A 14,186-nucleotide genomic window follows, 5' to 3' on the forward strand; every position below is an offset into this window, starting at 1 on the left:
TCCTTTCTTTGTTCACTTGTCTATGTAATTAGTGTCCAATAAAGTGTAACCCATCCATTTCTAGAATGACTTTTAATCTTCTAGTACCATAAACTTCTTTATTTTTTTTAAAAGCACTAATAACAGCTTGTTCATAAATATTATTTTGAATTTTATTTTTTTTCTTTAAATTAAAATAATATGTTGATTTAGAGAGTTTTAAAAAATGACACATTGTGCGAATTTTATATTTAGATTTATTATTTGCAATAATCTCTACTTTCTGCCTATTATTAGTGCTGCTTGCTTTAAAATATCATTTTCCATTCTTAATTGTTTTAATTCTTTTCTTAATTTAATTAATTCATTTTCTTCAACAGAACGATTATCTTTAGTTTTAAAACTACCTGAATTAGTAAATTGCTTAATTCAATTGTAAGTAGCTGCTCTTGTAACATTATATTCTTTAACAAGGCAAGATACTGATTTGCCACTTTGATATAAAGCTACTATTTGTTTTTTAAATTCATCGGTATATGAGTTAATATTGGCCATAATTATAGTTCCTTTCTTTGTTCACTTGTCTATGTAATTAGTGTCCAATAAAGTGTAACCCATCCAAATTAAAAGTTCCTCTTTGGTTGGAATTAAATTTTTTGCTAAAATTTTAATAAATCCTAGATTTTGATTTGCTATAAGTAAATTTAAGTCTTTTTTCTCTTGTGTGGTTGTAATATTTATATTTATCGTTTTTTCACCTATAAAGTTTATAGAAGTACTTAATGCAATTATTTTTATAATTAATTTTCTATTTTTAATGCTGAATTATACTTGTAAGTGCAAGTAAATAAAATTGCAAAAAAATTCTCATATAAAAATTTCATAATGCTAAATTTATTTTATAAAAAAAGTAAGGAGTTTTTATATGAGTTATAAACATCTTGGCGTAGATGAAAGAATTTATATTGAGAATCAATTGAAATTTAAAGTTAAAATTAGTGAAATAGCTAAAAATCTTAATCGAAATATTAGTACTATTATTCGAGAAATTAATAGAAATCAAGATAATAGTAATTATTTTTCATTGATTGCACAAAATAAAGCTGAAAATAGAAAACAATCACATATTTTTTTTCATAAGTTTAAAAATAAAGATTTAGTAAAATATGTGCAACAAAAACTATTATTAGGCTGATCACCTGAACAAATTTATGGCAGAATTAAAAATTTTCATAAACAATGAGTTATTAGTTTTAAAACAATTTACAATTGAATTTATTCTGGATTGCTTGATCAAGTTACTAGTAAAAATTTAAGAAGAAAAGGCAAAAAACGCAAATCTCAAGAAAATCGTGGCAAATTCAATAGCAAATCAATTAAAGAAAGAGATCTTAATATTAATGATCGTATAACACTTGGTCATTGAGAAGGAGATACTATAGTATCATCACGAGGCAAAAGTAAAAAATGTTTAATAACTTTAGTTGAAAGAGTATCACGATTTACTTTAGCAATATTAGTTAAAAACAGAACTACTAAAGTTATTAACAAAAATATTAGCCATTATTTATCAATTCTTCCTAAAAATATTGTTAAAACCATTACTTTTGATCGTGGTAAAGAATTTTCAAATTGACAACAACTTGAAAAAAATTTAGATGTGAAAATTTATTTTGCAAATCCATATTCACCTTGACAAAGAGGTACTAATGAAAATACTAATGGTTTAATTAGAGAAAAATTTCCTAAAAAATTTAATTTTTCAAAAACTTGTAAAAATGAAGTTCATAAATTTATATTGTCTTTAAACCAAAGACCAAGAAAAATACTAAATTATCTTTCACCGATAGAATATTTGGATAGAAAAATAATTTAGTTGCACTTACCTTTACAATTTAGCAATATCAGCATCTTGTAGAGGTGTATTATTATTTTTACTAATTTTTACATCGCTTAGTTGTAAATTTGAAAATGTTTTTTTCTTAATTTATTAATTAATTCAACTTTAAAAACTTTTACATTATTATCAAGTGTTGTAATGTCTAAGTTATCAGATAAACCTTTTAAATCTTTTTTATGTACAGGATATACTGTTCCTCCACAAGCAACTAAACTAATACTTGTTGGTGTTGCAACCATTAAAGATAATATAAATCTTAGCAGTTTTTTCATAATTATTTACCACCTTATTTTTTTCTTATTATTTTTTTTATTGTTTAAATTTTGGTAATTTATTGGGATTATCAATTTTTGAGCCAGTAGCAAAATTACTGTGTTCTATTATTTTTTTTACATTTCATTTTGAAAGTTTTTGATTGAATGATCTTGCATTAAAAAACATTTTATTCATATTTGTTACATTAGAAGTATTTCAATTTGAAATATTTTGATTAAATGTTAAAGCATCAGCAAACATTGAATTCATATTTATTACATTTGATGTATTTCAATCTGCAAGACTTTGATTAAATGCAATAGCATTTTGAAAGATAAGACTTAAATCTGTTACTTTTGAAATGTCTCACTTTGAAATATCTTGATTGAAGACAATAGCATCTCAAAACATGTGTTTTAAAGAAGTTATTTCTGGTGGTAATTGATCTGGCACTTTTTGAATTGTTTTTGGCATTTTAACCACTTGAATTTGATTAATGATGTTTTTATAAAATCCAATTTGAACAATTTCTTTGCTATTTATATTTGATAAATCTGTTTCATTAGTTGTTATTTGTTCTCCATCTTTGTCAATGTAAATTGTGTCTTGTTGAGTTTTATTAATTATATGTGCATTTTGTTGCGAACTACTATTTAAATTAACATTATTTACATTTCCAACAGTAATTGTAATTGCTAAAATACTTAATGTTGTTAATATTTTTTTCATATTACTAACACCCTCCCTCCTTTATTTTTTGTTATTATAATTTTACATGATTTTAAAAACTAGTTATTTATGTATATATCTTTTCATATATTGTTAAGTGATAGTTTAATTATATTTATAAGATTATCTGCAACTTTCGATTTAATTTTATTTAAACTTTGATATACTAAAACATAGTAAATAGTTTATAAGCAAAAGATAGGTGAATAAATAATATTATGAGTATCGATAAAAAATACATTAGAAATTTTTCAATTATTGCCCATATTGATCATGGTAAATCAACTTTGGCTGATCGTATTTTAGAATTAACTAATGCCGTTTCAAAAAGGGAAATGAAAAATCAATTGTTAGATTCACTGGATTTAGAACGTGAACGTGGCATTACAATTAAACTAAATAGTGTACAGCTTAAATATCAATCATTAGATGGTCATACTTATTTGCTTCACTTAATTGATACTCCAGGTCATGTTGACTTTACTTATGAAGTATCGCGTAGTTTAGCAGCATGTGAGGGTGCCATTTTAGTAGTTGATGCTGCTCAGGGTATTGAAGCACAAACTTTAGCAAATGTATATTTAGCATTAGATAATGACTTAGAAATTATTCCTGTTATTAATAAAATAGATTTACCAAGTGCTGAACCAGAAAAAGTTAAAGAAGAAATTGAAAAAGTATTGGGTTTACCTGCTGATTATGCGCCTTTAATTTCTGCAAAAACAGGTATTAATATTCGCGATGTTTTAGAAGCAGTTATTAAATATATTCCTTATCCAATTGATGCTGACGATAATGAACCATTACGTGCTTTAATTTTTGATTCATTATATGATAAATATCGTGGAGTGATGGCATTTATTATAATCAAAACTGGTGTAATTAAAGTTGGTGATAAAGTAAGAATGATGTCAACTGGTGCTGAATATGAAATTACTGAATTAGGAGTACGCACACCAAAAGAAGAAAAGAGAGAAATGTTAACAGCTGGTGAAGTTGGTTGAATTAGTGGTGCAATTAAAATAATTAGTGATATTCATGTTGGTGATACGATTACTAGTGTTATTAATCCTGCTGATGCACCATTACCAGGTTATAAAACTTTAAAACCAATGGTTTATTGTGGTTTATATCCAATTGATACTAATAAATATCAAGAATTAAAGGATGCATTATATAAAATTCAATTATCGGATGCCTCATTAATTTTTACTGCTGAAACATCACAAGCATTAGGTTTTGGTTTTCGTTGTTGTTTTTTAGGGTTATTACATATGGATGTTATTCAAGAGCGTTTAGAGCGTGAATATAATTTAGTTTTAATTTCAACAGCTCCTTCTGTAATTTATGAAGTAAATTTAACTAATGGTGAAAAGTTAATAATTGATAATCCAGCAAAATGACCAACTGTGCAAACAATTAAAAGTGTAGAAGAACCATTTGTACAAGTAACAATAATGACACCAGAACAATATGTTGGTGCATTGATGCAATTATGTCAGGATAAACGCGGAACTTATTTAGATCTAAAATATGCTGATAATTTACGAAGAACTCTTATTTATAATATGCCACTGAATGAAATTGTCATTGATTTTTTTGATAAATTAAAATCAATATCAAAAGGTTATGCTTCATTAGATTATGAGTTAATTGGTTATCAGGAAAGTAAATTAGTGAAAATGGATATTTTATTAGCAGGTAATATTGTTGATGCATTATCTGTTATTGTTCATAAGGATTTTGCTTATGATCGTGGGCGTGTTTTATGTGAAAAATTAAAAAAATTAATTCCGAAACAAAATTTTGAAGTTGCTATTCAGGCTGCTATTAATAATAAAATTATTGCTCGTCAAACTGTGCAAGCAGTTAGAAAAGATGTTATTGCTAAATGTTATGGTGGTGATATTACAAGAAAAAGAAAACTTTTAGAAAAACAAAAAGAAGGAAAGAAAAAAATGAAATCGATTGGTAATGTTGAATTACCACCAGAAGCATTTCGTGCTGTTTTAAAAATAGATGAAGAAAATTAAAAAAAATGTATATATATATATATATATGATTTGTATTTTTCTAAATTGAATTATTTGAAAATAAAAAAATAATTGACTTAAATAGAACAATTATTTTTTTATTTGCTAAATTGTAAAGGTAAGTGCAACTAAATTATTTTTCTATCCAAATATTCTATCGGTGAAAGATAATTTAGTATTTTTCTTGGTCTTTGGTTTAAAGACAATATAAATTTATGAACTTCATTTTTACAAGTTTTTGAAAAATTAAATTTTTTAGGAAATTTTTCTCTAATTAAACCATTAGTATTTTCATTAGTACCTCTTTGTCAAGGTGAATATGGATTTGCAAAATAAATTTTCACATCTAAATTTTTTTCAAGTTGTTGTCAATTTGAAAATTCTTTACCACGATCAAAAGTAATGGTTTTAACAATATTTTTAGGAAGAATTGATAAATAATGGCTAATATTTTTGTTAATAACTTTAGTAGTTCTGTTTTTAACTAATATTGCTAAAGTAAATCGTGATACTCTTTCAACTAAAGTTATTAAACATTTTTTACTTTTGCCTCGTGATGATACTATAGTATCTCCTTCTCAATGACCAAGTGTTATACGATCATTAATATTAAGATCTCTTTCTTTAATTGATTTGCTATTGAATTTGCCACGATTTTCTTGAGATTTGCGTTTTTTGCCTTTTCTTCTTAAATTTTTACTAGTAACTTGATCAAGCAATCCAGAATAAATTCAATTGTAAATTGTTTTAAAACTAATAACTCATTGTTTATGAAAATTTTTAATTCTGCCATAAATTTGTTCAGGTGATCAGCCTAATAATAGTTTTTGTTGCACATATTTTACTAAATCTTTATTTTTAAACTTATGAAAAAAAATATGTGATTGTTTTCTATTTTCAGCTTTATTTTGTGCAATCAATGAAAAATAATTACTATTATCTTGATTTCTATTAATTTCTCGAATAATAGTACTAATATTTCGATTAAGATTTTTAGCTATTTCACTAATTTTAACTTTAAATTTCAATTGATTCTCAATATAAATTCTTTCATCTACGCCAAGATGTTTATAACTCATATAAAAACTCCTTACTTTTTTTATAAAATAAATTTAGCATTATGAAATTTTTATATGAGAATTTTTTTGCAATTTTATTTACTTGCACTTACAAGTATAATTCAGCATTTTTATAAATCATATTTTTAGATTAAAATCAGATTTCTCACAATTTTATGTTAAATATATAGTATTTTTTTTAATTCTGCAATTATTTCCATTTTAATTTTGATGTAATTTTTTTGCATTTCAATATTAATTAAATTTTCTTGAGTTTTTGACTGATTATTTTCTAAATTATTTTTTAATTATTGCGTGACACTCAATTTCTCTAGAGTAATTTTTAATCATATTTTTTATGTTATTAATCATTTTATATTCCCCATTTCAAAGTTTTATAAATAATTTAGGCTTTTCTCCCTTTATGTACTATTTTAATTTTATCACATAAATGCTGAGAAAAGCCTATCTACGGACTTCTCCCCACATTTTTAAATCAAACATAGAATTACAGTTTCAAAACTAGGTATCTTGTTGAATTTATATGCAGCTTCTTTAGCATATAAATGAACATGATGTTTTGCAACTTTGATATGTGTTTTAAATGTTCTTCTTATATGTTTTCAAACTGATTCAATTTGGTTGGTATTTACACCAATTTTTGAAACATAGCCATCTTGATGGTTAACTGTTTCATGCTTAGTGAAAACTGATTTAAAATCGCAATATCATTTTCAAGAATCAGTATATACAAGACATTTTGAAGAAATGTGGTTTTTTGCAAACTGCAAAAGATTTTTACTCTTTGCGTTTTTCAATACTTTCACAATTAAATTATTGGTTGTTTTTTGATAAATGCCAACAATCAAGGTTTTATTCACCAAGGATCTTCCTTGTTTTTTAAAACCCATATGTGAAAGATACATTTCATCAATTTGCACTGTACCTTCAACAATAAATTGAGGTTTTTGTTTTGCAATACGTGTTCTGATTTTATGAGTCATTCTTCAAGCAGTTTTCAAAGTCACTCCCAATTCTTTTGCAATATCTGTTGATGGAATTCCATGTTTGGTGTTTATTCATCTAAAGATAAGATAAAACCAAGATGTTAAAGATGTTTGTGACCTTGAAAATATGGTGCCTGTGAGAATGCTAAATGTTTGATTACATTTTAAACATCTCATTCTTTTTAAATCAGAAGTATTCAAATTAAAAATAAAACACCTAATACATTTGTTTTCTTTCAAATTTGCTATATATGCAAGACATTGCTGTTCAGTTTGAAAAGCATTGTTGAATTCATTCAGTTTCATTATTCCCTCCACAAGTACATGTGGGGAGAAGTCCGATAATTTATTTATATTTTTGATTATATCATTTTATTTATAATTTTTATAAATAAAATGATATAATTTTCTATAATAAATCTAGTATTCATAGAAAAATAAATTAAAAGCAAGTTTAAATAAAATGATATAATAAAAAAACAATTCCCTAAGAAATTGATAAAATTTTAAGGCTTTTCTCTCTTTATGTACTATTTTAATTTTATCACATAAATGCTGAGAAAAGCCTATCTACGGACTTCTCCCCACATTTTTAAATCAAACATAGAATTACAGTTTCAAAACTAGGTATCTTGTTGAATTTATATGCAGCTTCTTTAGCATATAAATGAACATGATGTTTTGCAACTTTGATATGTGTTTTAAATGTTCTTCTTATATGTTTTCAAACTGATTCAATTTGGTTGGTATTTACACCAATTTTTGAAACATAGCCATCTTGATGGTTAACTGTTTCATGCTTAGTGAAAACTGATTTAAAATCGCAATATCCTTTTCAAGAATCAGTATATACAAGACATTTTGAAGAAATGTGGTTTTTTGCAAACTGCAAAAGATTTTTACTCTTTGCGTTTTTCAATACTTTCACAATTAAATTATTGGTTGTTTTTTGATAAATGCCAACAATCAAGGTTTTATTCACCAAGGATCTTCCTTGTTTTTTAAAACCCATATGTGAAAGATACATTTCATCAATTTGCACTGTACCTTCAACAATAAATTGAGGTTTTTGTTTTGCAATACGTGTTCTGATTTTATGAGTCATTCTTCAAGCAGTTTTCAAAGTCACTCCCAATTCTTTTGCAATATCTGTTGATGGAATTCCATGTTTGGTGTTTATTCATCTAAAGATAAGATAAAACCAAGATGTTAAAGATGTTTGTGACCTTGAAAATATGGTGCCTGTGAGAATGCTAAATGTTTGATTACATTTTAAACATCTCATTCTTTTTAAATCAGAAGTATTCAAATTAAAATTAAAACACCTAATACATTTGTTTTCTTTCAAATTTGCTATATATGCAAGACATTGCTGTTCAGTTTGAAAAGCATTGTTGAATTCATTCAGTTTCATTATTCCCTCCACAAGTACATGTGGGGAGAAGTCCGAATTTTAATTTATAATAAGTATATTAATAATAATTACTTAAATGGGGAGTAGGGGGTTATGTGAAAATTTTATTAAAAATAATTGATTGTTTGAACCCAATTTCTATTTTTAAAAGTATTAAAAAGTATATAGAAAATAGAGCTAAGATTGAAGCAAAATTAATTGATAAAGAAAAGCAAAGACAACATGAAAAAGATTTACAAGATTCTAGATTTAAACATGAATCACTTGAAAATGAAAAAGACAGAAAATTACAAAAAGAATTAGCTGAAGAAAAAACTAAAAGATTAGGGTTAATATTAGAAAATAAATTAATTATAAATAGACAAAATTATTATTTAAAACATGATAATAATCCTAGAGGCTTTTTAATAATCTGTGTATCTTTGTTTTACAAAGTTACTAATTTAGATTAATTCTGTCTTCAAATTTTATCATAAAATGAGCAATTGCTGTATTTCAATTTTGAATAGGCAATGTTCATTTTTTTGTTATATTTTCAATTGCCAAGTAAAATATTTTGAAAACTGCCATATCATTAGGAAAAACTTTTTTATTTCTGATGATTTTTCGTAATTGACTATTAACAGATTCAATAGCATTTGTAGTATAAATCACTCTTTTGATTTCTACTGGATAACTAATAAAAACCATTAAATTATCTCAATTTTTATATCAAGATTTAGTAATTTGAGGATATTGTTTATTTCATTTACTTTCAAACGATTCTAAAGCTTGCATTGCTTGTTCTTCACTACATGCACTATAAATTGGTTTTAAATCTGCAACTAGACCTTTTCGATGTTTGTATGAAACATATTTTAAACTATTTCTAATTTGATGAACAATGCATAATTGATGTTCTGTTTTAGGATAAACTGATTGTATTGCTTCTGACATGCCTGTTAAATTATCACTACAAGCAATAAGAATATCATTTAAGCCACGATTTTTCATTTCTGTGAAATTAGATAATCAAAACTTAGAACCTTCATTTTCACTAATTCATAATCCTAAAACATCTTTTTTGCCTTCTAAATCAACTCCTAATGCTATATAAACTGATTTGTTAATAATCCGTTTATCTTGTCGTACTTTAACTACTATACAATCAAAATAAACAATAGGATAAATACTTTCTAATGGTCGATTTTGTCATGCTTTAACATCATCAATAACATCATCAGTAATTTGACTAATAACACTTTCACTAATATCAGCACCATGATATAACTCTTGCAACTGCATTCTAATGTCAGATAATGTCATTCCTTTTGCATACAAGGAAAGAACTTGTTGATCAAAACCATCAAATCTTCTTTGCCTTTTAGGAACTATTACAGGAGTAAAATTACTATTGCGATCTCTTGGTACATCAATTTCAATTTTACCTTGTTGAGTTATTAATTTTTTTGAAATTGTACCATTACGAGCATTTTCAGTAGTAGTATGTTTATTTTTTTCATATCCTAAATAATTTTGCATTTCAGAATTCAACATTTTTTCAACTAATCTTTTTGTTAATTCTTTATATAAACCGCCAGGTTTAAAAACTGTTGTTAAATCTTCAGTATTTTCTAGTAATAAATCTACTGCTTTTGATATTGGATGATTATTATTAAAGTTATCTTTTTTAGCCATCTGTAACTCACTCTTTCTAGTCATTTAATTATATTTACTAGAATTAATTAAACATAGTTATTTTTGTAAGTTACACAGATTACTAAACATTTCCGCATTTTCTATTATTTCTTGAATATTAAAAAAACTATCATAACTAATAATATGTTTTAATATTAAAGTTCAGCACTACCAAAAGTATTATATGTTCTAGTAAATCCAATAACAACTACTTCTTATAATGAATCAACTTCATTTTGCGTTATTTTTTTATATAAAACCATTCTTTCATTTTTTAAAAATATCACTAAAAAATAAGCAAGTAAACTATTACTAAAATGATATAACTAACATAGTATCTTTACTAAATTTTTTTAATTTATCTATTTTACTTAAACTATTATTTAAAATAGTTTATAAACAAAAATTAATCTTTAAAAAAGAAAAAATATAAAAAAGAATTAATTAATTCACTACTAATAAAAGTAGTGGGTCTCATAATAAAGTCATTTCATCCATTTACAAATTCAAATTTGGTAGTATTTTTTCAATAGTTAGTTATTGCCACAATTGGTGACATAATTATTGAAACTGTTCATGATAAACTAATTAAACTAAATGGTTTTATTCCTGATTTTCAAATAGGAGTAGTGGTAGTTTTAATATTATTGTTATTACCAGTTAATAATGGTAATTATGAATATGTTAATGATTATGACAAAATTAGGCTTTTCTCCCTTTATGTACTATTTTAATTTTATCACATAAATGCTGAGAAAAGCCTATCTACGGACTTCTCCCCACATTTTTAAATCAAACATAGAATTACAGTTTCAAAACTAGGTATCTTGTTGAATTTATATGCAGCTTCTTTAGCATATAAATGAACATGATGTTTTGCAACTTTGATATGTGTTTTAAATGTTCTTCTTATATGTTTTCAAACTGATTCAATTTGGTTGGTATTTACACCAATTTTTGAAACATAGCCATCTTGATGGTTAACTGTTTCATGCTTAGTGAAAACTGATTTAAAATCGCAATATCCTTTTCAAGAATCAGTATATACAAGACATTTTGAAGAAATGTGGTTTTTTGCAAACTGCAAAAGATTTTTACTATTTGCGTTTTTCAATACTTTCACAATTAAATTATTGGTTGTTTTTTGATAAATGCCAACAATCAAGGTTTTATTCACCAAGGATCTTCCTTGTTTTTTAAAACCCATATGTGAAAGATACATTTCATCAATTTGCACTGTACCTTCAACAATAAATTGAGGTTTTTGTTTTGCAATACGTGTTCTGATTTTATGAGTCATTCTTCAAGCAGTTTTCAAAGTCACTCCCAATTCTTTTGCAATATCTGTTGATGGAATTCCATGTTTGGTGTTTATTCATCTAAAGATAAGATAAAACCAAGATGTTAAAGATGTTTGTGACCTTGAAAATATGGTGCCTGTGAGAATGCTAAATGTTTGATTACATTTTAAACATTTCATTCTTTTTAAATCAGAAGTATTCAAATTAAAACTAAAACACCTAATACATTTGTTTTCTTTCAAATTTGCTATATATGCAAGACATTGCTGTTCAGTTTGAAAAGCATTGTTGAATTCATTCAGTTTCATTATTCCCTCCACAAGTACATGTGGGGAGAAGTCCGCAAAATTAAATCATCCTTTTTATTTTCATTTTAACTATCTAATTTTGTTCTTGTAAAAATGTTAATAATTGCTCAATTGCTGAATTATGATGAGAAATTTTATTTTTATCTGCTAATGACAATTCACCTAAAGTAGCATGTACTACTGGAACATAAAATATTTGATCGTAACCAAAACCATCATTACCTTTTATCTCAGTAGTGATTTCACCTTCAAGTTTACCAATAAATGCTTTAGTAATCTTATGATCAAAATCAACATAAGCAATAGCAGAAATAAATACTGCTGCACGATTAGTTTCACCTTCCATTTGTTCTAAAATGTCTAACATTGCATCATGATAGGACATTTCTCCCTTTCATCGTGCTGAGTTAATACCAGGAAAATTATTTAAAGCCAATATTTCTAATCCTGAATCATCAGCAATAACAGGACCATTCACTAATTTTGCAAGTGTTGTTGCTTTTAAAATTGCATTTTCAATAAATGATGTACCTGTTTCATTAATTTCAAGAGGAGAATTAAGATCTAACATTGATTTGACATTATATCCCTTTGTTTGTAATATACTATTTAATTCATTAATTTTACCGATATTATTAGATGCAAACCATAAGGTTTTAGCAGTCATTAATAATCAATCCCTTCACGAGCAATTTGACCTTGTTCAAAATAATGTTTAATTGATTTAACTTCACTAATTAAATTAGCACATTGTTCTAAGGCAAAAGATGCATATCTACCAGATAATGCAATTTCAATATGTCTTTTTTTATTTTTTAAAATTTCAATTAAGTCTTGTTCTTTAATCAAATTATTTTGAATACACCCTAAAATTTCATCAACAACAATAAGATCAGTATTATCACTTTGACTTAACAGTTTTAATCTAGTAAGACCATAATTAGTTTCTTGTTTTAATTTATTTTTTTCTTCTTCATCCATTTCTCAAAAAAATTTTTGCGAAGATTCATAAAAACTTTCAATTTTAAGTTTAGTATTTTTTTTTAAAAAATTAATTTCACCAGAAGGACGATTTTTTAAAAAACGTAAGTAACTAACATTAAGATTATTACCCAATTCTCTAATTACCATACCATTAAGAATTGAGGTTTTACCTCTTCCTTCACCTTTATAAATATGAATATAACCTTTTTTTAACATACTATCACTTACTTTCAATAATTTTTATTTAATAAATTGTATAATTTTATTACGGACAATACAAACAAAATAGAGGTGTCATTTTGAAATTTAAAACTATTAAACCACCATATCAATTAGAACTATTAAAAACAAAAGGTTTAACCAATGACTTATTTTTAGTAAATAAACATTTTTTTTAAAACAATCTAAAGATGTTTTGCAACCTTTTTTGAATTTTACAAATCAAATTAATGTTATTAAATTAATTAAATCAAAAAAATTTACATTACCTATTAATGAAGTCAATATTAATAATAATAAACTATTAACCTTAATGCCATATTATCATAATTTAATTAATTTAAGCGAACAAATAATTAATAAACAAATATTAGAACAAATTTCATCATTGGTAAAACAACTACATAATATTAAATTTGATAATAAATCATTAATTAAAACTTGAAAAGGCTTAGAACAACTTAATTTATACTGTAATTTAACTACTAGTAATCCTTGCTTAGAAAAAATAACCAGTGAGGTAATCAAATGAATTGCTACTTATCAACCAACAACAATTATTTTATCTCATAATGATTTAACATTAAATAATTTTGTTAAAAAAAATAATTGCTGATATTTAATTGATTGAGATTTTGCCTGTTGAAATGATGAATTATTTGATATTGCCTCTTTTGCTTCTGAAAGTTTAACTTCTGAAACCGAAATTAATACTTGATTTAATTGTTTTAATTTAAATAATGAACAAACAATTATTGCTAAAAAATGAATGAATTATCAAAATTTAATTTGATATTATTGAGCTTGTTATTTATACGAACAAACTAATTTAAACATATATAAAGAAATTAGTGAAAGTAAATTAACTAATCTATTAAAATAAGTTATTTAAATAATTCATCATTTTAATTCTGATTATGTAGTTTTAACTTCTTAACAAATTGAACCATAATTAGGTAATTTATTAGTAGTCTGTTTTTTTTGTTCAATTTGTTTTCCTTGTAAATTTATTTCTACTATATTATTAACAGCTGAAATGTTTGATTCTATTTCAATAACTATACATTTATTATTTGAAGTGTGTTCTTGTAACAATGGCATTCTTTCATCATTTACAATTTGACAATTATCATTTTAAGTAATATTTTTATGTAAATTTTCTTTATAATCACATTTTGCACAAATTTCATTATTATCTCTTATTTGATTTATAAATTCTTTTACTCAATATTTCATTATTTATTTACTCCCTTTTTTCTTTTTTATTTTTCATTAGCATATACAATAAAATTTAATTTTACTGGAAATAGTTTTTAATAAAT

General features: G+C 24.8%; 17 protein-coding genes. 5 read left to right on the forward strand and 12 right to left on the reverse strand.

From position 1 onward, the window contains the following. Window positions 1-28 precede the first annotated feature (28 nt). Both AACL02_RS02130 and AACL02_RS02135 read right to left on the reverse strand, forming a co-directional pair. Window positions 29-214, reverse strand: coding sequence for a hypothetical protein (locus AACL02_RS02130; protein WP_339042533.1), 186 nt, complete (start codon window positions 212-214; stop codon window positions 29-31). 41 nt (window positions 215-255) lie between these two features. Beyond that, window positions 256-534: a transposase gene (locus tag AACL02_RS02135; protein ID WP_339040490.1), complete on the reverse strand. Its 279-nt coding sequence runs from the start codon at window positions 532-534 to the stop codon at window positions 256-258. A 370-nt stretch (window positions 535-904) separates the two neighbouring features. On the opposite strand from AACL02_RS02135, the gene AACL02_RS02140 reads away from it, so the two are divergent. After that, window positions 905-1,855 (forward strand): IS30 family transposase, encoded by a 951-nt coding sequence (locus AACL02_RS02140; RefSeq protein WP_339040235.1) that lies wholly within the window; start codon window positions 905-907, stop codon window positions 1,853-1,855. A 77-nt stretch (window positions 1,856-1,932) separates the two neighbouring features. Here AACL02_RS02140 and AACL02_RS02145 read toward each other — a convergent pair whose 3' ends face one another. Next, window positions 1,933-2,151: a hypothetical protein gene (locus AACL02_RS02145; protein WP_339042535.1), complete on the reverse strand. Its 219-nt coding sequence runs from the start codon at window positions 2,149-2,151 to the stop codon at window positions 1,933-1,935. Window positions 2,152-2,188: 37 nt separating this feature from the next. Beyond that, window positions 2,189-2,863, reverse strand: coding sequence for a BspA family leucine-rich repeat surface protein (locus tag AACL02_RS02150; RefSeq protein ID WP_339042537.1), 675 nt, complete (start codon window positions 2,861-2,863; stop codon window positions 2,189-2,191). A gap of 224 nt (window positions 2,864-3,087) precedes the next feature. On the opposite strand from AACL02_RS02150, the gene lepA reads away from it, so the two are divergent. Next, entirely contained in the window at window positions 3,088-4,896 is a 1,809-nt protein-coding gene (gene lepA, locus AACL02_RS02155; protein WP_422397835.1) for a translation elongation factor 4, read from the forward strand. A 128-nt stretch (window positions 4,897-5,024) separates the two neighbouring features. On the opposite strand, the gene AACL02_RS02160 is transcribed toward lepA, so the two are convergent. Together AACL02_RS02160 and AACL02_RS02165 are read right to left on the reverse strand one after the other, a co-directional pair. After that, the gene (locus AACL02_RS02160) at window positions 5,025-5,975 is read right to left on the reverse strand and encodes an IS30 family transposase (RefSeq protein ID WP_339040235.1); all 951 of its coding nucleotides are present in this window, start codon (window positions 5,973-5,975) and stop codon (window positions 5,025-5,027) included. Window positions 5,976-6,445: 470 nt separating this feature from the next. After that, complete coding sequence (locus AACL02_RS02165) at window positions 6,446-7,267, reverse strand: IS1595 family transposase (RefSeq protein ID WP_339042541.1); 822 nt, start codon at window positions 7,265-7,267, stop codon at window positions 6,446-6,448. On the opposite strand from AACL02_RS02165, the gene AACL02_RS02170 reads away from it, so the two are divergent. Beyond that, window positions 7,213-7,356 (forward strand): hypothetical protein, encoded by a 144-nt coding sequence (locus AACL02_RS02170; protein WP_339042543.1) that lies wholly within the window; start codon window positions 7,213-7,215, stop codon window positions 7,354-7,356. The genes AACL02_RS02165 and AACL02_RS02170 overlap by 55 nt on opposite strands. Before the next feature lie 197 nt (window positions 7,357-7,553). On the opposite strand, the gene AACL02_RS02175 is transcribed toward AACL02_RS02170, so the two are convergent. Further along, a complete protein-coding gene (locus AACL02_RS02175) occupies window positions 7,554-8,369 on the reverse strand; it encodes an IS1595 family transposase (protein WP_339043458.1) in 816 nt (271 codons plus the stop codon). 101 nt (window positions 8,370-8,470) lie between these two features. Here AACL02_RS02175 and AACL02_RS02180 point away from each other — a divergent pair, with 101 nt between their 5' ends. Further along, the gene (locus tag AACL02_RS02180) at window positions 8,471-8,827 is read left to right on the forward strand and encodes a hypothetical protein (RefSeq protein ID WP_339042545.1); all 357 of its coding nucleotides are present in this window, start codon (window positions 8,471-8,473) and stop codon (window positions 8,825-8,827) included. On the opposite strand, the gene AACL02_RS02185 is transcribed toward AACL02_RS02180, so the two are convergent. The 4 genes from AACL02_RS02185 to AACL02_RS02200 form a co-directional block, all read right to left on the reverse strand. After that, the gene (locus AACL02_RS02185; RefSeq protein ID WP_339043501.1) at window positions 8,814-10,052 is read right to left on the reverse strand and encodes an IS256 family transposase; all 1,239 of its coding nucleotides are present in this window, start codon (window positions 10,050-10,052) and stop codon (window positions 8,814-8,816) included. The genes AACL02_RS02180 and AACL02_RS02185 overlap by 14 nt on opposite strands. Window positions 10,053-10,839: 787 nt before the next feature. Further along, window positions 10,840-11,655, reverse strand: a complete 816-nt coding sequence (locus AACL02_RS02190; protein WP_339043503.1) for an IS1595 family transposase — start codon at window positions 11,653-11,655, stop codon at window positions 10,840-10,842. A gap of 79 nt (window positions 11,656-11,734) precedes the next feature. Continuing rightward, window positions 11,735-12,328 carry an RdgB/HAM1 family non-canonical purine NTP pyrophosphatase gene (gene rdgB / locus AACL02_RS02195; RefSeq protein WP_281749216.1) on the reverse strand — a complete coding sequence of 198 codons (594 nt, stop codon included), beginning with the start codon at window positions 12,326-12,328 and terminating at the stop codon, window positions 11,735-11,737. Further along, window positions 12,328-12,861 (reverse strand): cob(I)yrinic acid a,c-diamide adenosyltransferase, encoded by a 534-nt coding sequence (locus AACL02_RS02200; protein ID WP_339042548.1) that lies wholly within the window; start codon window positions 12,859-12,861, stop codon window positions 12,328-12,330. The genes rdgB and AACL02_RS02200 overlap by 1 nt, the downstream gene beginning before the upstream one ends. A gap of 211 nt (window positions 12,862-13,072) precedes the next feature. On the opposite strand from AACL02_RS02200, the gene AACL02_RS02205 reads away from it, so the two are divergent. Next, window positions 13,073-13,747, forward strand: coding sequence for a phosphotransferase (locus AACL02_RS02205; protein ID WP_339042550.1), 675 nt, complete (start codon window positions 13,073-13,075; stop codon window positions 13,745-13,747). A gap of 50 nt (window positions 13,748-13,797) precedes the next feature. Here the strand turns inward: AACL02_RS02205 and AACL02_RS02210 are convergent, their stop codons facing one another. Then, entirely contained in the window at window positions 13,798-13,959 is a 162-nt protein-coding gene (locus AACL02_RS02210) for a hypothetical protein (RefSeq protein WP_339042552.1), read from the reverse strand. Window positions 13,960-14,186 lie beyond the last annotated feature (227 nt).

Source organism: Spiroplasma endosymbiont of Apeira syringaria, from assembly GCF_964020205.1.
Classification (GTDB): Bacteria; Bacillota_I; Bacilli_A; order Mycoplasmatales; family VBWQ01; genus Spiroplasma_E; species Spiroplasma_E ixodetis_A.